We start from the raw sequence: 22323 nt of genomic DNA, 5'->3' as shown, positions 1-22323 counted from the left end.
TTGTAATATTCCATCTCGTCACGCTGAACGCATCAGTAGTCTCTCAAAGAGGCCATTTTCCTGCGAACAGGCTCAAAGAAACCAACTTCCACAGCATACTGAATCATCAGGTGTACTTTTTCCTCATCGAAGCGCGCCCATCGGAATTTCATTTTCTTCAGGATGGCATTTGTGGCCTCATAACATACCTGGTACGGGTGCCCTATATCCTGCCTGTCATCGCCGAAGAGGTCAGCCTGCAGGAACAAACGGTCTATCAGGTCTTTTTTGGTATTGTACGATTGCAGCATTTTCTCCAGGTAAGTATAGGTGTTGGCCAATTCCAGATCGTACCCGTAACTGTTCAGATAAGCTACAAACTCAGCAGCAGAGAGCAGGTGCGGGTTACGGACGTGGTAATTCCTGTTCAGCAATGCGGGCTTGTCAAAAATCTGCAGTATTGCCGCAGACACCTGGTCGATGTTGGACAACTCCACCTCATTGAATTCTTCCGGCATCACCTGGAAGGAAATAAACCCTTTGATCTGGTTATAGAAGGCATTGTTATCGATATTCTCCTGGAACTTGCCCGTAGCAGAATGAAATGACAAGTGGCCCACGCGATAGATATTCACGTCAGTTCCTTCTGCCCTGGCCGTGTCCAGCAAGCGTTCCGCTTCGAGTTTGCTCTTGGCATAGAAGTTTGGCACTTCCTGTCCCTTGAACAAATCGGCTTCGGTGTAGAGGTAGTCGGTACTGTCTTTCGCTGCCATACCTGCCACACTGGTAGTGGAGATATGATGGATGACCTTTTTCTTTCCTGTTTTGCAAAAATCCAATATCGTCTGTACAGAGCGCGTGTTCACCGCTTCAAACTCGCTGTAGCTGCCATAGTGTTTTACGTTGGCGGCCGTATTCAGGATACAGTCCGTTTCGGACATCAGCGTCTCAAACACGGCAGCGTCCATGCCCAGCTGCGGTAGAGCGATATCTCCCTTCCATACCCGCAGGTTTGCCTGGTCTTTAGGCAATGGCTTACCAAAGTAAAAAGCATACTTCTCCGACAACCGGCTAAAGGCCGCTTCATCGCTTTCTGCGCGCACCAGCACGCATACCGGCGTATCGCGCTGCAGCAGGTCATATAACAAATGAATGCCCAGGTAGCCTGTTGCGCCCAGCAGTAAGATCTGCTGATAAGTGGTGGTGCTGCTGACGTCCAGCTGTTGCCACGCTTTCACTTCTTCCAGGTACGGCCGTTGCTGTTCTGCCAGCATATGCTGCATTTGCGCTGCCTGTGCCTGCATGGCTTCGTGGTCCGTCTGCGCCGGATCGAACCTGGCCATCAATGCCGCCAGTTTGTTTTTAAAGTGATTCTTTTCATAAATCACATATTTAGAGATACCGGCAATGGTGGGATGTTGGAACAGGTCATTGATGGAAACCTGGAAATCCACCTTCATCTTGGCGATCAACCGGATCGCGGTGATAGAGTTACCACCGGCAGCAAAGAAATTGTCGTGTATGCTTAACCGTGGTAAGTTCAGCACCTCTTTCCATATTTCCAGCAGCCGTTCTTCTATTTCGTTGGCTGGACCCGCATCCTGCTGTTGCCCTGTGAGCATCTGGGAGGTTGGCGACGGTAATCCTTTCCTGTCAATCTTGCCGTTAGGCGTGAGCGGGAACGACTCCATCGGAATGATCACCGGCGGCACCATAAAGTCGGGCAGTTTGCGCTTCAGATAGGCAACAATAGCGTCTTTATTGAATTCTTCCTGTGGTATCACATAAGCCACGAGCAGTTTATTGTCATGCTCTCCCCCTTTCACTACTACCACCGCTTCATTCACCTGCTCACATTCCTGCAGCACGTTTTCTATTTCACCCAGTTCAATACGGTATCCGCGTACTTTCACCTGCTCATCGATCCGCCCCATGTATTCGATATTTCCGTCGGGCAGCCAGCGGCCCAGATCGCCGGTACGGTACATCCGGGTTTCGCCGTCACCGGCAAAAGGATTGATAACAAATTTTTCCTGGGTAAGCTCCGGACGGTTGAGATAACCGCGGGCCAGACCGGCGCCACTCACACAAATCTCACCTGCCACACCTACCGGGCATAGTCCGCCATGCGCGTCCTGGATGTACACCTGCATGTTAGCTACCGGCTTTCCGATCACTACTACGCCGTCTTCCCGGATAGGGTCATCGGACAAGGTGGTGCAGATACTGTTTTCCGTAGGCCCGTAGGCGTTAAGAAACCGTACGCCCCGGGCTTGCAGGAACCTGCCATCTTCCCGGTTTAACGGCTCACCACAGGACACAATGGTTTTCACCCTGCCCAACAGGTCTTTCATGCTATGCAGGTAGGACGGCGGTAAAAACAACACCTCCACTTTTCGTTTATTGATCAGCGTTGCAAATCCGGCGGAAGACATCAGGTCTTCCTTACGCGGCAGCACTAGTACGGCGCCATGAGACAATGTGCTGAATATTTCCATGCAGGAGGCATCGAAACCTATAGACGCGAACTGTAACACACGGGTGTCTGTTTGTATCTGCAGCACCTCCTGCTGACAAACCAGGTTCACTACGCCGCCATGTTCCACCAATACGCCTTTCGGTTTGCCTGTAGAGCCGGAAGTGTATATCACATAGGCCAGATCACCGGCAGCCGGACTGTCCGGCAGTGCCGTTACCGGATAATTGGCAAACAAATCCGCGTCTGCGGCCATCACGAGGGTAACACCTGCTGTTGCGGCGCCCAGTCTGTCGCTGGCAGCAGGGCTACTGACCATAATGCCTGCGGCGGTATCCTCCAGGATATACTGTATCCTTTCAGCCGGATATTCCGGGTCTACTGGCACATATGCACCACCTGCCTTCATAATACCATATATACTGATAATCATCTCCGGTGAGCGCTCCATACACAAAGGCACCAGCGTGTCCCGGACCACCCCTTTGCTCCGCAGGTAGTAGGCCATCTGGTTAGAGCGTTCGTCCAGTTCTTTATAAGTCAATGTACCGTCCTTAAACATCAACGCTACTGCGTCAGGCACAGCCGCTGCCGTGTCCGAGAACAAACTCACCAGGGAAGCGCCCTGCGGCACTTCGGTGATATTGCTGTTAAAGCCTTCCAGCAGCTGTTGTTCTTCTGCTTCGTCCAATAACGGCAACGCACATATGCGTGTGGCGGGTTGAAGGGTAATGGACCGCAACAAATGCTCAAAATGTTTACCCATCCTTCTCACGGTATCCCCGTAGAACAGGTCCGTACTGTATTGAATGATCAGGGAAAGCCCGTCTGCCGTCTCTTTCAGGCAGAAGTTAAGGTCAAAGACAGACGTGATATGGTCCAGCGGTTCTTCCGATAACTGCACGGCCCCCAATGTCAGCTCGGGTATGTCCGGCGTATTCTGCAATACCAGCATCACCTGGAACAACGGGCTGCGGCTCATATCGCGCTCCGTCACTACAGCGTCCACTATCTTCTCCAGGGGCACTTCCTGGTATTCATAGGCGCTCAGCGTCGTTTGTTTTACCTGTTGCAGCAGGGAAAGGAATTCCGGGTTACCGGCGAGATTGCTGCGCAGGGCCAACGTGTTGATGAAGAAGCCGGCGAGGCCTTCCACCTCCTGGCGGATACGGCCGGAGATTGGCGTGCCCACGCAGATGTCATCCTGCCCGCTGTAACGGTACAATAACACATTGAGGGCTGTCAGCAACGTCATGAAAAGCGTCACCCCTTCCTGTTGGGACAGGGCCAGCAATTGTTCTGACAGTTCATGGTCGAATTGCAGGTATTCCACAGCGCCGTTTTTGCCTTTTATTGCCGGTCTTGTTTTATCTGTCGGCAGTTGCAGCGCCGGTACGCCTTTCAGGTTTTCTTTCCAGTAAAGCAGCTGCGTCGCCAGTACCTCGTCTGACATATACGTCCGCTGCCAGATGGCGTAGTCCGCATATTGTATGTCGAGTGCGGGCAATTTCACTTTCTCACCGGCAGTATAACCCTTGTAAAGGGCAATCAATTCCCTGAACAGAATACCGATAGACCAACCATCGGAGGCAATATGGTGCATGTTCATCACCAGAATGTGCGTATTGGCGTCCAGTGCGATCAGGTGCACCCGTAACATATGCTCCCTGGTAAGGTCAAAAGGTTTCCTTATCAAACTATGCACAAGGGAACGATAATCCGCTATTGCCTGCGGACGGCCGCACAGATCAATTTGTTGCAGCTGCCATTGCTGCGCAGGCAATACCTGTTGACCGGAATGCCCGTCCACCTGTACAATGACAGACCGCAGCACCTCGTGCCGGTCCACCAGGTCACGGAACGCGTTTGCCAGCGCCGCTTTATCCAGGACGCCTTCCATCCGCAACACTACCGGCATATGGTATTGCACGCTGCCTTCCATCTGATCGATGAACCACAAACGTTCCTGGCTATACGACAACGGAATCAGTTCCGGCCGTTGCTGCGGTGTTACCGCCGGCAGCAGCAAGCCCTTGCCGTGCTGGCGGATAAACGCCGCCAGCCTCGCGATGGTAGGATTGGCAAAGATGGATTTCACCGCCATTTCCACCTCCATTTGCTTACGCAGGGCAGACTGCAGGCGCATGGCCAACAACGAATGGCCTCCCAGCTCAAAGAAGTTATCGTGCACACTTATTTTTTCCACCTGTAACAGCGCACTCCAGATACCAGCCAGTTGTTGTTCCGTCAGGTTACGTGGCGCCACGTACCCTGCGCCGCCGAGCGCGCTCAGGTCAGCTTCGGGCAGTGCGCGTTTGTTGACCTTGCCGTTATTGGTCAACGGCAGTTCCGGTAAAGTGATGAAAAGAGATGGGACCATATACTCCGGCAGCCTGGACTGCATCCATGTGCGCAGTTCGTCTTTGCCGAAGTGCTGCTGTGGCACCACATAGGCTACCAGCCGTTTATTGCCGTATTGATCATTTTTTACAAGCACCACACATTGCGCCACCAGGTCACACTGACCCAGTACGCTTTCCACCTCGCCTATTTCCACCCGGTTACCGCGGATCTTCACCTGGTCGTCCTTACGCGCCAGGTAGTTGATATTGCCGTCGGGCAACCAGCAGCAGACATCGCCGGTTTTGTACAAGCGTCCTGCCCCGGTCACATCAAACGGATCGGCCATAAAACGTTCGGCCGTCAGTTCCGGCAGATGCAGGTATCCTTTGGCCACCTGTACACCACCGATGAACAGCTCCCCTGGCACTCCAACCGGACAGGGATTACCGTTGGCATCCAGGATATATAGTTTCGTATTGGCAATCGGCTTACCGATAGGCGGCAATACCCGGTGGGTATAGTCTTCCGGCTGTATCGTGTAGGCACTCACCACGTGCGCTTCCGTAGGCCCGTACTGGTTATGCAGTCGGGTATTGCCTTTTTCCAGGAACAACCGGAGGTCATTGCTCAGTTTGAGCTGTTCACCGGCTGTAACCACCTCCTGCAGGTATTGCGGGTAGATACCGCTTTCCTGTGCGTATTCGACCAGGTTTTTTAATACCACATAAGGCAGGAAGAGGCAATTGATTTTTTCTGTGTTGATCTGTTCCATCAGGACAGCCATGTCTTTCCGGCGTTGTTCGTCCACCAGGTGAAGACTGCCGCCAAAACTGAGCGTGAAGAATATCTCCTGGAAGCTCACGTCGAAATTGATACTGGCGAACTGCAATATACGTTTAGGCGTCCGGGTATCGATCTCCTGTTGTTGCCAGCAAAGCAGGTTAAACAAGGCCTTGTCAGGCATTTCCACGCCTTTCGGTTGCCCGGTGGAACCAGAAGTATAGATCAGGTAAGTCAGCTTGTCCGGAGAAGTATACCGGTCGGGGTCCGTCACCGGCTGGCCCGATAGTACCGCTTCTCCAGCTGTTGCTGATAATGTCAGTATCCGTTCCGTTGGGATGTCTGCGGGTAAAACCGTCTGGCTGCGTGCATCTGTGATCATCAGGGTGAAGTCAGTGTCGGCCAGGATATAACGGATACGCACCTCCGGATAAGCCGGATCCACCGGCACATAAGTGGCGCCTGCCTTCAGGATGCCGACAATGGCGGTGATCATCTCCGGAGAGCGGGACATACAAACGGGTATCAGTGTATTTTCCACCACCCCTTTTTTCCGGAGATAATGGGCCAGTTGATTGGCCCTTTCATTCAGCTGCCGGTAAGTATACCGTTCCGTTCCAAAAACAACGGCCACTGCGTCCGGCGTTTGCCGTGCCTGCGCTTCGAACAGGTCTATCACCGCCATACCGGCAGGATAGGTACCGGCCGTATCATTAAAGGTCTGTACTAATTGTTTTTCTTCAGCCGCCGTAAGCATCGGCAATGTTCCTATATGTCTGGAAGGCGCTGTCACCACCGCTTCCAGGAGTACCAGGTAATGTTCCATCATCCTGGCGATGGTAGCCTCCTCATAGAGATCGCTGCAATACTCCACCCGGAAACGCAGCCCGGTAGCAGTAGTGGTAACATCCACCGTCAGATCGAATTTGGAAGTGGTGTTAGGCACCGGCTGTATCGTTACCTGCACATCGTCCAACTGCAAATCCGGCACCTCCGGCAGGTTCTGCATAATAAACATCACCTGGAACAAGGGCGTACGGCTTATATCACGGTCGCTCACCACGGCTTCCACGATTTTCTCAAACGGGGCGTCCTGGTATTGGTACGCCTCCAGCAAAGTGGCTTTTACCTGCCGGAGCAGCGACAGGAAGTCCGGGTTACCGGACAGGTTACTGCGCAGCGCAATGGTATTGACAAAAAAACCGATAAGCGGTTCTATCGTTTGCTGGGTACGGTTGGCAATAGGGCTGCCCACACAGATGTCTTCCTGTCCGCTGTAGCGGTACAGCAACACTTTAAAAGCGGCCAGCATCGTCATAAACAACGTGGCCCCCTGCTGCCTGGACAGCTGGTTTAACCCGGCTGTCAGCGTGCCGTCCACCTCATAGTACAAGGTGTTGCCGCGGGTGCTTACCGTGGCAGGGCGCGGGAAATCGGTGGGCAACTGCAGTGTTGTGATATCATCCAGCTTTTCTTTCCAGTACGACAACTGCTGATCGAGCAGGGCGCCCTGCAGGTGATGCCGGTGCCACAACGCATAGTCTGCATACTGCACCTGCAAAGGCTCCAGCTGGTGCGGCTGATGCCGGTGCTCCGCTTCGTACAGCCGTATCAGTTCCTTGAGCAATATTGACACAGACCAGCCATCAGATGCGATATGGTGCTGCACCACTACAAGGAAGTGCTCACGGGCAGCCAGTTGCACCAGCTGTACCCGCAACATATAATCCGTTGCCAGGTTGAATGGCTGGTTACAATACCTTTCAATTTCTTCCAATACCTTCTCCCGGTCAGCTTCCCCGGTCCTGTCCCTTACCTGCAGCTGCCAGCTGCCGGAAGGCAGGATATGCTGGCTTAGCTCTCCGTCTTCTTCCAGGAAAACGGTACGCAGCGCTTCATGTCTGTCTACAATTGTTTTCAGGGCGTTTTCCAGTGCTGTCACGTCCGGATCGCCATCCAGTTTTAACACCATTGGCATATGGTAAGCAACGCTGCCTTCCATGCGGTCTATAAACCACAACCTTTCCTGCGCGGAAGAAAGCGGCAGCTTTCCTTCCCGCGGAGATGCAGTCACGGCCGGCAATACAGCGCCTGGTTGCTGACCACGGATATGCTCAGCCAATGTGGCTACTGTCGGATGAGTAAAGAGGTCACGTATGGGGACCTCAACATTCAGCTCACGCCGTATGGCAGATACCACACGGGTCACCAATAGTGAATGGCCGCCCAGTTCAAAGAAGTTATCATATATGCCTATCCGTGACACCTTCAGCAATTGTTGCCAGATACCTGTCAACGCCAGCTCCGTGGCATTACGCGGAGGCATATACGCTGCTGCTGGCATCAGGGACTGTTCCGGCTCAGGCAAGGCTCGCTTATTTACCTTCCCGTTGCTGGTCAGCGGCAGTTTTTCCAGTGGCACCAGGGCTGCGGGCACCATATAGTCCGGCAGCAACTGTTTGAGATAAGTCTGTATTTTCTCTCTTTCAAAGGCACCTGCCGGCACGATATAACCAGCAAGGTATTTACTGCCCTGCTCATTCGTGCGCGCCATTACTACCGCTTGTTCCACCCATTCACACTGTTGCAGCACCCTTTCCGTTTCACCCGGTTCAATACGGTAGCCCCGTATCTTCACCTGGTCGTCTGTTCGGCCCAGGCAAAGCACGTTGCCGTCTGCCTGCCAGCATCCCAGGTCCCCGGTCTTATATAACCGTTCGACGCGGCCGTTATCAAACTGATGGAAGATGAACCGTTCTGCTGTCAGCTCCGGTAAGTTGAGGTAACCTAAGGCAAGACCGGCACCACCGACATAGATTTCGCCGGTAACACCCACCGGCACTATCTGGCGGCGGCTGTCCAGGATATATACCTTCCGGTTGCTCAACGGCCGGCCGACCGGCACCGGTACCTTCACTTCACCTGTTTCTACTGTATAGGTAATAGAAAAGGTCGTATTCTCCGTAGGACCGTAACCGTTAATAACGGTCAGGGCGGGATACCGTTGTTTTAATTTGCTGATATGTTCTTCGGATAGTTTCTCCCCACCGGCCAGCACTACCGATAAGGGTTCAAAAATACTGATGTCGGTATCGATCAGCTGATTGAACCAGCTGGCGGTAAACCACATCATATTTACCTGGTGAGCGCTGATTTCCCGTTTCAGTACCTCGTTGTCCAGCAACTGCTGTTCCGGGCAGAGAATAAGGCGGCCGCCGTTAAGCAACATGCCCCAATACTCAAAGGTAGCGGCATCGAAAGAAGGGGCGCCGGTGGACAATAAACTATCCGCCGCGCTAAAGGACACATAGTCCACTCCTTTCACAAGGCTCACCACATTCTGATGGCTTACCATCACCCCTTTGGGCTTACCGGTAGAACCGGAGGTATAAATGACATAAGCCAGGTCCTGCGGAAGCGCCACTGGCAATGGCGTTGACATCGTCATGGACGCCAGTGTTTCAGCCAGCTGGTCCAGGCAAACAGGCTTCATGGCTGTAGCTGTCTGCTCCAGTGCTGCTGCATGCGTGGTGGTAGTGAGCAACAGCGTACTGTCGCTTTCGGCCAGCATGTAGCTGATACGTTCTGCCGGATAATGCGGATCTACCGGCACATAAGCGCCTCCTGCCTTTAATATCGCCAGGATAGCGGTGATCAGCCATTCTGACCGCTCCATGCAAACGGGCACCCGCATGCCGGAGGTTACACCTGCCTCCACGAGGTATTGCGCCAGTTGTGTGGAAGCAATATCCAACGTCTGGTAGGTTATTTCCCTACCGTCAAATACCAGGGCTGTGGCATCCGGTGTCAGCGCAGCCTGTTCCGCGAAGAGAGCTGTGATGTTTTTATCAGCCGGGTAGCTGCTGTCTGTCTGGTTAAAACCTTTCAGCAACTGTGTTTCTTCCTCCGCCGACAACATCGGCAAAAAGCCTACTGCTGCGGAAGGGCTCACAACGATGGCCGCCAGCAGTTGTTTGAAGTGCCTGATCATTTGCAGCACTGTCTCTTCCCTAAACAGGTCCGTGCAATATTCCACGCTGCCTGTCAGTCCTCCGGCTGTTTCCTCTACAGTGAAATTAAGGTCTACCTGCGCCGTGGTATACGCGATCCTTTCCGGTTGCAAATGTGTGGCGCCCAGGGCGAGGTCAGTGGCCACCGGCATGTTCTGCAATGTAAAGATCACCTGGAACAGCGGGCTGTAACTCAGATCACGTTCCTTCACGACTGCCTCCACCACTTTTTCAAACGGCACATCCTGGTGCTCGTAGGCATCCAGCGTCATATTTTTCACCTGTTGCAGCAAAGTGGCAAAGGTTGGGTTATCATGCAGCTGCGTGCGCAGTGCCAGCGTATTGACAAAACAACCGATCAGGCTCTCCGTTTCCTGCCGGGTACGGCCTGAAACAGGACTGCCTACGGTGATATCTTCCTGGCCGCTGTAGCGGTAAAGCAACACATTAAAAGCCGCCAGCAATGTCATGAACAGGGTAGTTCCCTCCTGCTGCGACAATGCCTGTAACTGTTGCTGCAGGGTATCGTCGATATGGAACGGTATAATGGCGCCCCTGTTGGAAAATACTGCGGGACGGGTATAGTCAAGCGGTAATTGTAACGTGGCCGCATCCGCCAGCTGGCGCTCCCAATAGGCTTGTTGCCGCTCCAGCACCGTTGCTGACATATAAGCACGTTGCCAGCGGGCATAGTCCGTATACTGGATGTCCGGTGGAAGTAAAGCCGGTACTTGTTGCTGGTCCAATGCAGCATACAGCTCCATCAGCTCTTTGACAAAGATGCTGACGGACCATCCGTCGCCGGCAATGTGATGCAGCGTCAGGGCGAGGATATGCTCCTCCGCTGCCAATGTGATCAGTTGTCCGCGTAACATATGGTCGGCAGACAAATTAAAAGGCTTATCAATCAAGGCTTTCACATAAGCATGCAAATCGGTAATATCTCCCACGGGCTCCTGGCGGCTGATTATTTCCAGTTGCCAGCCATCGCTGTCCATTATCCGCTGATGCGGCTGTTCGTCAATAACGGTAATGACAGTACGTAGTACAGCATGCCGGTTGACGATCTCCCGGATGGCCCTTTCCAGCGCCTGTTCGTTGACCGCTCCTGTCAGGCGGAACACCATTGGGATATGATATTGAATACTGCCGCTCAGCCGGTCGATAAACCAAAGCCTTTCCTGTGCAAAGGACAATGGTTGCGGGCTGGTATATGCTTCCGCTGTAATTCCCTGTTGCACTGGCCCTGTCTGTTGCATGATACAGGCTGCCAGGCCTGCTATGGTAGGATAATTGAAGATGGTCTTCACCGGTATCTCGGCCTTCAACTGCTTTCTGATGGCGGATTGCAGGCGCATGGCCAAAAGGGAATGTCCGCCAGACTCAAAGAAATGGTCATGTATGCCAATGCGCTCCCGGCCAAGCAATTGCTGCCAGATGGCTGTCAGCATGCTTTCCTGTTCATTACGGGGAGCCATATACGCTGCATCTGAGAGCGCGGCGTCATCCGGCGCCGGCAGGGCCTTTTTATCCACTTTCCCATTAGGAGTAAGTGGCAATGCTTTCACGGCCATCAGGAAAGAAGGTAGCATATAATCCGGTAACCTTTCTTTGAGATAGGCCTGTATGGCTTCTTTATCAAAGTTGTTTTCCGGGACCACATAGCCGGTCAGGTATTTGTTTTGTTGTTTATCTGTCCAGACGGTCACCACGGCCTGTTTAACGGCAGGGCAGCCTTCCAGCACGCGTTCTGTTTCACCGGGCTCGATGCGGAACCCGCGGATCTTCACCTGTTCATCCACACGGCCCATATAAACGATGTTACCGTCAGGCATCCAGCGGGCCAGGTCACCGGTGCGGTACATTCTGGCGGCCGGGTCATCCGTGAAAGGATCCGGTATAAACCGGGCAGCGGTCAGTTCCGCGTCCAGGTATCCTTTGGCTACACCATCGCCGCCCACATACAGTTCTCCTGTTACGCCAACCGGCACCGGTTGCCCCGAACTATCAAGGATATACGCTGTCCGGTTGTTCAACGGACGGCCGATAGGCACGTTGCCGTTAACCGTCGCTTCATGGATACGGTAGTAAAGGGAGAAAGTTGTGTTCTCCGTAGGGCCGTATATGTTAGTCAGCGCGATATGCGGACAGGCACGTCTGAATTTGTCCGCATGTTTTTCCGATATTTTCTCCCCTCCTGTCAGCACTTCCTGCAACCCCGCAAATACCGTGATGTCCATATCTATCAACTGGTTGAACCAGCTGGTGGTAAAGAACATTTTGGTAACGCGGCGCTGACAAAGCTCCTGCCGGAGTAATTCGATGTCCAGCAGACTGCTTTCCGTGCTTAATACCACACAACCGCCGTTCAACAGGGCGCCCCAATATTCAAAAGTGGTAGCGTCAAAGGAAAGAGAGCCGGCGGAAAGAATGACATCGTCTTTGGTGAGCGTCATATACTCCTGCGACTTCACCAGGCTCACCACATTTTTATGTGTAACCGCCACGCCTTTGGGCTTACCGGTAGAACCGGAGGTATACATGACATAAGCCACTGTCTCCGGTGAGGGCTGTTCTGCCAATGCATGCGCCGGATATTGCAACAGGGCAGGATTATCATCTATATACAGTATCTCTTTATCAGCAACGATTTTCAGGGTGTCCTTCCAATTCATGTCGCTTATCACCAGCGGGCTGTCGCAATCCCCCAGTAACTGCAAGATCCTTTCTGCAGGGTATTCCGGATTTACCGGAACATAGGCACCACCGGCTTTCAGAATCCCCAGCACTGATACCATCAGGCCGGCAGAACGTTTCATGCATACGGGCACATATGCGCCAGCACTCAATCCTTTACTGCGCAACTGGTGTGCAAGGCGGTTAGCCGCTTCATCCAGCGCTTTATACGTAAATGACGTTGTATCATATACCACGGCAATAGCATCTGGCGTTTGGGCCGCCTGTTCTTCAAAAAGCGTAGTGATGCTCCTATCCGCAGGATAAGGGCTGGTTGTCTGATTAAAATCATACAACAGCTGTGTTTTCTCCGCCGCTGTCAGTAAAGTAATATCCGCGATGGTATTGACAGGCCGGGTAGCTATCTGCATCAGCACCTGTTCAAAATGAGCGGCTATCATCCGTACATAAGCGCCGTCCAGCAGCGTTTCGTTGTACACCAGGCCGATATCAACCCCTTCAGCCATCATCACACGAAGCGTTAGCGGATAGTTGGCCTGTTCCTGTACCTGGAAGTGTTGCAGTTGCAGTTTCCAGTCGGGAGATTGTAAAGCAGGGTTCACCGGATAGTTTTCAAAAACCAGGAGACTGTCAAACAACTCTTCGCGGATGCCAGTCCAACGCTGGATGTCATTCAAGGCCGCATACTGGTGTTCACGGCTTTGCAGCTGCGCCGCCTGTATTTCCTGCAGCCAGCCGACGATTGTTTGCTCATTGGCCAACGCGGTGTGCAGTGGCAGCGTGTTGATATACAAGCCGATTTTTTTATCTGCACCAGGCAGTTCATCCGGCCGGCCGGCGACCGTCACGCCGAACATGGCGGCAGGCTTGCCGGTATAGCGGGACAACAGGTACGCCCACACGCCCTGCACCAGCGTGTTGAGGGTAATACGTTGCTGTTGTGTATACGTTTCCAGTTGCTGACGGGCCACAGCGTCCAGGTGCAAACCGGTTTCCCGGAAGCGCCCTTCCCCTTTTGTACGGGAAGCCGTGGTAGTTACAAACGGTAAGAAACATCCTTCGGTCACCGCATTCAGATAGCCGCGCCAGTAGGTTTCCTCAGCAGAAAGGTCCCTGTCTGCCAGGAAACGGACGTAGTCCGCGAATTCATCTGACTTCAGTGATGGCAGGGGCTTATTGGTAACGATAGCTTCGTAAGTTTCCACCAGTTCGCCAAGCAGCACCGGCAATGACCAGCCGTCCATCAGCAGGTGATGGTAAGTCCATTGCATACGATATTTGTCATCTTGCAGGCGGAATAAAGTGATACGCATCAGAGGCGCTTTTTCAAAGTCCAGCCCCTGTTTCCGGTCTGCCGCCATCCAGGCCTCAAGCGCTTCCTGCTGTGCCGTTTCCGTCATGTGGCGGTAGTCCAGCACTGTGAAAGGCAATGTAACCTGATGGTATACGCATTGTACCGGGATACTGCAAATCTTTGCGTAGAACGCGCTGCGGAAAATAGTATGATGCTGTAACAGGTATTCCCAGCTTTGTTGAAATGCCGCTACCTGCAAATGGGGAAGCTCGCATCCAAACTGTTCGATGTAGGCACCGCCCTTTTCATCATACAGTCCGTGGAACAACATCCCCTCCTGCAATCCGGTGAGCCGGTATAATCCGGCTACCTGAGATCTTCTGGAAAGGCCTGCTTCCGTAGCATCGAGGAACAGGTCCAGCTCATCGTTGGTCATCACATCACCCAGTCCGTAATCAGAAGGCGAAGCGACCGGCGCCAGCTGGCTGCGGTCAGCACAATGCGTGATGAGTGTTTCCAGGTGATGACAGTAGTCTGCCGCGATGGCTGCCACCGTGGCCGCATGGAAGTGCAGCCGGCTATAGCTCCATTCCATGACTAGCTCGCCGTCACGAATCATGCTGTTGACAGCCAGTTTTTCGGGCACGATACGTTCCGGCGCCCCGCCGGCTTCCAGGGAAGACAATGACGTTTTAACCGCCCCTTGTCCCGCAGGCATGTTATCTGCCTGGCCGAGGTAGTTAAAGCCTGTTTCCCAGGGCACAGCGCCTTGCAGGGCAGCCTGTTTGCCGATATATTTGTTAATGCCATAGCCGATGCCTTTGTCAGGCACCTGCCGCAACTGTTCTTTTATGTCTCTGATCAGCCGGCCGACAGACGTGCCGGCAGCGGCTTCCAGCCATACCGGATATTGGCTGGTGAACCAACCGATGGTGCGGTTAACCGCCGCGCCCGGCGCGATCTCCTCCCTGCCGTGCCCTTCCAGTCCTACCAGTACGCCTGCGCCTTTGTTCCAGGCCGTCAGGGTCAGGGCCAGCGCGGCCAACAGGATATCATTAATTTCCGTTTTATAGGCCGCAGGCACTTCCTGTAACAGGCGGCGCGTAGCCGTTGCATCAAGGCGCACTGTTTCCCTGCGTATATCCGATACAGTTACCTTACCGGTATGTGTCAGATCGGTATGTAATGGTGAGCATTTAGCCACCACCGTTTCCCAATAACGCTGCTGCCGCTGGCCATGGCTACTTTGTGCATAGGCTGTCAGCGCATCGTGCCACTGACGGCAGGAACTGCCCTTGGCGCCCAGTACGGCATCTGCCGTCATGGTGGGTTGCTCCAGCAGGCGGTTAAGATCTTCCAGAAGAATACGCCACGATACGCCGTCGATGGCCAGGTGATGTACTACCAGCAATAACCGGTTGTTGGCCTCGTTGGCAGGCGTTTGGATCAGGGAGGCCTGCAACAGCACACCATTAAAGATGTCCAGGCGTGCCTGGCTTTCAGCTACGCAAACGGGGACATGCTGCTGCCAGTTGTCCGGCATGCCGCGTAAGTCCTCAATACGCAAGGCCGCCTCCGCTGCGCCATAGGACTGTTGCCAGCCATCAGCATCCTGATGATAGGTAAAACGAAGTGCATCATGGTATTGCACCAGTTGCCGGAGGGCGGCTTCCAGTATTACAGGTGACAGCTGCTTATCTGTTTCCAGCAGCAGCTGTTGCGTAAATAAGGCCGGTCGGCTGTTGCCTTCTTCTTCGAAGTACCAGTGCTGGATAGGCAGCAGCCCGCATGTACCTGTCAGTTGCCCTTGTTCGCCGATGGCGTGTTCCGTTTTTTTCACGGACAGCAACTGCGCCAGCGCGGCTACTGTCTGGTGTTTGAACAGGTCTTTTGCTTTCAGCTCATGTCCCAGTCTCCTGGCACGGCTCACCACCTGCATGGATACGATGGAGTCACCTCCCAGCTCGATGAAGTTATCGTATATCCCTACCCGTTGCAGTCCCAGCAGCTCCTGCCAGATTGCCGCCAGCTGCCGTTCCGCTTCATTACGCGGCGCTACGTATTCCTGTAGCTGAAGGTCGCCTGCTTCGGGCGCCGGCAGCGCTTTTTTATCCACCTTGCCGTTGACCGACAGCGGTAGCTGTGCCAGTTCAATGAGTACCGATGGCACCATATATTCCGGCAGTTTTTCTTTCAACCGGTTTAATACGGCCATCTTATTATAACCCGCGCTGGTGGTCACATATCCCACGAGGCGCTTGTTGTTCCGTTCGTCTGTCCATGCAACTACCACGGCGTGTTTAACACCTTCGCATTCCTGCAAAGCGTGTCCGATTTCACCTAATTCAATACGGTAGCCGCGGATCTTTACCTGGTCATCTATGCGGCCCAGGTATTCGATATTGCCGTCCGGTAGCCAGCGGCCGGTATCTCCGGTTTTATAGAGCCGGTTGCCCGCATTATCGGTAATAAATTTTTCTGCCGTCATTGCCGGCAGGTGCAGGTAACCATTTGCCACCTGCGGGCCACTCACATACAATTCTCCGGTCACGCCAACCGGCAATACCCGTTGCTGCGCATCCAGTATATGTATCCGCATATTGGCCACGGGTTTCCCGATGGTGATCAGTTTATCCTCCGGTTGTATTTGTGCCACAGACGACCATACAGTACATTCCGTAGGCCCGTATTCGTTATACAGCGCCGCTTTTTTCACCTCTCTGAAGTGACGCTGTGCCAGAGAGACTTCCAGCGCTTCGCCTGCCAGGATAACGGTGGACAGGGCGGCATGCTGCAACAGTCTTTCTTCCAGGAGAAACCGGTAATAGGAAGGCACACACAGTACCATATCAGTATGGGTGAGTATTTCCCTGACAGTCTCCGCGTCTTTCAGCGTCTCCTCCCGGCATACGATCAGTCTGCCGCCGGTACACAACGTACCAAATATGACCGCTACCGAGGAATCGAATGAGAAAGAGGGCACCAGCAATGCTGTGCCAGTGCTGCCATAATAGGCTATTCTCGCCTGCGTGGAAGCCACCAGTTGCTGGTGTGCGATGGTGACACCTTTCGGATTGCCGGTAGAACCGGACGTATAAATCACATAGGCAGCGTGTTGCGGTTGCAGGGCCGTCTCTACTGGTGTTACAGGGTATTCTGGCAGTACATCCGCCATTTGGCGGACATCGATAATTTCCGCGGTGGTGTATTGTTCCAGTGGCAGGTTGCCAGCCACATTGCTGACCACTACCGCCGCCCGGGTGTCCTGCAGCATGAAGGTGATCCGGTGTTGCGGATAGGCAGGATCTACCGGCACATAGGCGCCACCGGCTTTCAGCACCGCCAATATTCCGATGATCATTTCTGCGGAACGCTCCATACATACCGGGACGAAAGTATTCTCCCGCACGCCTTTTTCACGGAGGTAATGCGCCAGCTGGTTGGCCTTTTCATCCAGCTGCCGGTACGTGAGCGTTTGGTTTTCAAACACCAGCGCTTCGGCTGTTGGCCGGAGCCGCACCTGCTCTTCTATGAGCGCATGGATAGAATGACAAGGCGCAACCGCTATATTGTTATCGTTAAAGGCAGCCAGCAGCGCTTGCTCTTCTTCCGGCAGGATGCTGATCTCATCCAGTTTCCGTTCCTGTGTGCCGCCTAATTGCTGCATGACATATAACAAGCGCTTCACCAATAAACGTATATCCGTTTCTGTGAAATGCGACGGGTAATAATCCGCTTTCAGCTGCAGTGGCTGTCCTTTCCCGTAGTCGCGCCAGAGCAGCTCCAGCGGGTAACGGGTGATCTCACTTGTCAGCTCCCGGGTAACAGCCTGAATATCTTCCCCGAAATCCAGGTGGAGGTCTAGGTTAGCATGGTTGACAAGGATATCTACCAGCTGTTCCGTTGTACCATTCAGTTTCAGCGACCGGCTCAGGTCAGCTATCTGGTAGTGCTGATGTTGGTTGTCGTTTTTTCTGGCAACGGCAATATTCTCCAGCAGCGCAGCTACGGTATCTTCCTGTTGGTAAATGCCCTGAAACGGCGTAATACCGGAAAACATACCGGCTATCTGCTGCAATGCTTTATCCTTTCTGCGATGTACCGGTGTGCCGAATACAAATGCAGCGTGTTCAGTTGTTTTCGCGAAATAAATGGTGAGCGCCGCCAGCGTCAGCCGGAGCAGATTGGCCTGAGTGACCTGTTGCACGTTTTCCAGCGCGGCCTTTTCCTCAGCCGTAAATTCCAGGACGAAGGTCCGGCATTGGCGTGGGTGCACGTCTGCGCGGTGGTACCTGCGTTCCAGCAGTTGGACCGGCTTCTTACCGATCATCTTTTTCCAGTAGGCAGCGTCTTCCTGGTATGCCGGCGATTGTTGGTAAGCGAGCGCTTCGCCGGCTGCTGACACATAGGAAACCGGTGACCAGTCAAGCTTCGTTCCCTGGAGTAAGGAGCGGTATTGGCTGGCTACGTACTGATAGCTTGCGGCCAGTCCGTAACCATCGATGATCAGGTGATGATATTTACAGAAATACCAATGTTCATCCGGCGCTATGGACAACAGGTATTGTTCGCAGAGCGCATTTTCTTTTTGAAGGATGAAAGGTGTTTCGAGGCGTTCCCGTATCCATTTTTCTACGGCATCCGGCGGTGTACCCGTGAAATCCATACATACGACTTCCTGTCTGATGAAGCTGTCGTCCACATAGGCTTGTGGCGTATGGTCATTAACGTCAAAACGCATCCGGTATACATCAAATACGGCTGGCAACGTTTCGGCGGCGGCGATGAATTTTTCTTTGTGGAGAGCCCCGGTGATCCGGGTTACACCTCCAACGTTGTAGGTCGAGTTTTCTGCATTGATCAGTAAATCCATCAGGATATCCCGCTGGGCAGGATGAATGTGCGTTGCGTGTAGTGGCATGGTCTAACGGTCATTAATTGATGAGGAAATAAATCAGGCGTGTACCTGAAAACGCTGTCCTTCTCTGTTATGACAAGCAATGACAATGCTTGTCCAACAGGCTACAGCAGCTGGCAACAGGTTAAAAAGCGTCAGTATGTTTGTGCAGATAATCGTATTACATGATCAATGAATATCGTTATTGATGTGGTAATCGTTGTACTGCCGGCACCGTTAGAGAAACGGGTGCGATAAACAATTTCTGGATAGTAATTTTGAGTTCATGTCTGTAGGGTATTTTATAATAGGAAAAACTTTTACCTGCTTATAGTTCATGACTATAAACATGGAAACACACGTCATGACACATCGTGTCTGGTAATCTGGTGTATGATATCATAAAATGATTGCATGAAGATCCTGATATTGCATTTGCAATACGGCAAAAACCTCAGCCAGCCTGATATTTTTTTGTTAAACACACATGACTTCTTAAGTCAAACAATAACAGGTCACTATTAAAAAATCATGTCAAAGTGGTAGAGTTTCTCATAAGCCCAGGGCTTTTAAACAAGGTTCCGCAGTTTTTTAATACGATTTTAATCGGGTTTCGGAATTGGCACGAACAAGGCATTTAGTCTATCACTAAAATTGCGGCATGAAGGTAAATAAATTTCATAACTAGACAAAAAAAATTGGATTAACGATTGCGATATAATTTGCGCAGCACTGAAATTATTTCGCAGTAGAATAAGCAGGCCGGCCGGTTTCACAGCGTGGCGTCCGTTTTTACTTCGTACATTATCTCTCCGTCTATGCTGCAAAAAAGTCAAAAAAAATGTGGTTTCTTTTTTGTAAATTCCAATACGCAAATATTTCGTCAACAACGCTCAAAATAACCTTTCAAAATGTAACCGGCATGATGACAGACCCACTGCATTCCGATCACACCCATATCTTCCCTTCACAGAGAAGCCCGCGCCTGTTTTCCTAACCCGTAAAACGATTTGTAATGAAGCCAGCACAATTTAACCCAAGGGACTATTTACCTTTAAATTTCTATCCATGGCCCAATCTGGTCAACCCACATCTTGAACAAATGGGCAGGGATATGGAATCCTGGATCGATAATGACTATACTTTCCTGACACCGGAACAGGTATTGAAGTACAAAAAAATGCGGTTACATGCCTGTACGGCCTGCATGTGGCCTGATTTAACGTACGAGCAAACCATTCCCTGTAACAGGTTTATGCTCCAGTATGTTGTGCTCGACGATCAACTGGAAGATTTATCGCTTGAAGAAAAGCAACAACAGCGTATCCGTTGCATGGAAATTCTGAACGGCGCCGCCCTGCTGCCCGAGGAAAATGCAATTTACCAGCACCTGGCGCTTATCCGGGACGAGTTCCGTGCGTTTATGCCTGAAACATGGATGCAGCGTTTCATTCGATACTTCTATCTGACATTCAGGTATGGAATTGAAGTCGAACATTCCTATAAAGCAGCCAATCAGCCTCCACCCTCTTTCGTTGTTTACAAAGCAATCCGCGAATATGCCGTGCTGATGTATCCTTACCTGGTACTCGGGGAGATTGAATCGGGCCTGGTTTTACCCGATCATATCATTGACCATTGCGTCTTTCAGCGAATGATGACCCTGATGGTGAGAATTATAATATGGCAAAATGATATTCACTCCTTACCCAAAGAGTTGGCCAAAGGAACGGAGGTTTTTAATGTAATTTTTGTACTTCAAAGGCAGTATGGCCTTTCCCTGGAAGATGCCTGCAAAGAGACCTTGCGGATTCACAATGCGGACCTTGACGAGCTGCTTACTTTACACAAAGAGTATCGGGAATTCGGAGAGTACCAGGAACATGTGGACAAATTCGTCTACTATTTTGGGCTTGGCGTTCAGGGGGTGAATACATTTTATGTACAGGAAACAGAAAGATATTTACCCGGAGGAAAAGGATTTGCATGGCCGGAGAAAAACACCGCTATATAAGACATACTTAGGTATTGCCTGCCGTTGTGTTATTTCCAATTATAACGTGAACGACCCAACGCCCTGCCGGTCTTAAACAGACCTGCATATCACGGAGGGATTATCTGTTCTTTTTTGATCAATGCTGATTCTTTTTTTTACACAGTATAAATATTAACTATATTTATATCTATGTAATGTAATTATTAAAGATTATTTTCTGTCTATTAAATAAAGTTGAGCGAAAAATTTCCATCGATTGCAAAACCTTTTTTATATTTTGTGGTCAGCATTTAACAAATCACGCTATGAATCACAATAACTCAAGACGGAGTTTCCTGAAGCAAGCGGCGCTGGCCACCCTGGCCACCGCTACGCCAGGTCTGCTGATGGCTGCAGCGAAGCCGCATGTACGCAAAATAGGACCTAATGAAAAAGTCAACCTTGCCTTCATTGGCATCGGCAACAGAGGCGGAGAGATAGCCCAGGCGCTCTACAAGACCGGACTGGCAAACATTGTGGCGCTTTGTGACGTAGACATGGGCGCGCCGCATACCCTGGAGGTCATGAAGATGTTCCCTAACGTACCTCGCTTCCAGGACTTCCGTCAGATGTTCGACAAGATGGGCAACCAGATTGATGCCGTGTCCATCGGTGTGCCTGACTTCTCACATTTCCCGATCACGATGATGGCGATAGGCCTGGGCAAACACGTGTATGTAGAAAAACCCATGGCACGCACCTTCAACGAAGTGGAACTGATGATGAAGGCCGCCCGCAAACATCCGAAAGTAGTGACACAAATGGGCAACCAGGGGCATTCTGAAGCCAATTACTTCCAGTTTAAAGCCTGGACAGAAGCCGGTATCATCAAAGATGTAACAGCCATTACTGCCCATATGAACTCCCCACGGCGCTGGCATGGCTGGAACCCTAATATCACTTCGTTCCCGGCCGCAGAGCAGGCGCCTGCCACCCTCGACTGGAACATCTGGCAGATGGCGACACAGGGTCACTCCTATAATAAAGATTTCGTAAACGGTCAATGGCGCTGCTGGTTCGACTTCGGCATGGGCGCACTGGGAGACTGGGGCGCGCATATCATTGATACCGCCCATCAATTCCTCGATCTGGGCCTGCCGTACGAAGTTGACCCGGTCAAGCTCACCGGCCACAACAACTTCTTCTACCCGATGTCTTCCACACTGGCATTCAAATTCCCTAAAAGAGGAAATATGCCCGCACTGGACATCACCTGGTACGACGGCGTGGACAACCTGCCGCCCATTCCCGCCGGATACGGCGTATCAGGGCTCGATCCCAATATCCCGCCCCCAAGCAACGGGCCTATTGCACCTGCCAAACTCAATCCCGGTAAGATCATCTACAGTAAAGAACTTACTTTTAAGGGAGGCTCTCACGGCAGTACGCTCTCCATCATTCCGGAGGAAAAAGCAAAAGCAATGGCAGACAAACTGCCGGTAGTGCCGGCAAGCCCGTCCAACCACTTTAAGAACTTCCTGCTGGCATGTAAAGGTGAAGAGCAGACACGGTCTCCGTTCGCTATTGCCGGTCCGCTCAGCCAGGTGTTCTGCCTCGGCGTACTGGCGCAGTGGACTGGTGAGAAACTACAGTTCGACCGGGAAAAGAAAATCATTACCAATAACAAACACGCCAACGAACTGCTGGTCGGCCCACCACCGAGAAAAGGCTGGGAACAGTATTATAAAGTTTAAAAAGAGAGAGGACTACGGTCCTCTTTTTTTGTGCCGGATTACGATGCCATCATTAATTGTTCATTTATCACAGTCCCTGAAACAAAACGCAAACGACACGTAAAAGACCGGCACAGTT

General features: G+C 52.0%; 3 protein-coding genes. 2 read left to right on the top strand and 1 reads right to left on the bottom strand.

Annotation, left to right across the window (positions count from 1 at the left end; genetic code table 11):
- Positions 1-32 precede the first annotated feature (32 nt).
- Positions 33-18500, bottom strand: coding sequence for a non-ribosomal peptide synthase/polyketide synthase (locus HGH92_RS27390; protein ID WP_168874002.1), 18468 nt, complete (start codon positions 18498-18500; stop codon positions 33-35).
- A gap of 991 nt (positions 18501-19491) precedes the next feature.
- Between HGH92_RS27390 and HGH92_RS27385 the strand changes: the two genes are divergently transcribed.
- Both HGH92_RS27385 and HGH92_RS27380 read left to right on the top strand, forming a co-directional pair.
- Complete coding sequence (locus tag HGH92_RS27385) at positions 19492-20490, top strand: terpene synthase family protein (protein WP_168874001.1); 999 nt, start codon at positions 19492-19494, stop codon at positions 20488-20490.
- Between the two features lie 287 nt (positions 20491-20777).
- Entirely contained in the window at positions 20778-22205 is a 1428-nt protein-coding gene (locus HGH92_RS27380; protein WP_168874000.1) for a Gfo/Idh/MocA family oxidoreductase, read from the top strand.
- Positions 22206-22323 lie beyond the last annotated feature (118 nt).

Source organism: Chitinophaga varians (genome assembly GCF_012641275.1).
In the GTDB taxonomy this organism is placed as follows: Bacteria; Bacteroidota; Bacteroidia; order Chitinophagales; family Chitinophagaceae; genus Chitinophaga; species Chitinophaga varians_A.
Note: the sequence above shows the minus strand (reverse complement) of the source record. Positions and strands in the feature narration are given on the sequence as shown.

Bases quoted from the DNA above. Each gene is read 5' to 3' on its own strand.
- HGH92_RS27390 (WP_168874002.1), bottom strand. From the start codon at position 18,500: ATGCCACTACACGCAACGCACATTCATCCTGCCCAGCGGGATATCCTG.
- HGH92_RS27380 (WP_168874000.1), top strand. From the start codon at position 20,778: ATGAATCACAATAACTCAAGACGGAGTTTCCTGAAGCAAGCGGCGCTG.
- HGH92_RS27385 (WP_168874001.1), top strand. From the start codon at position 19,492: ATGAAGCCAGCACAATTTAACCCAAGGGACTATTTACCTTTAAATTTC.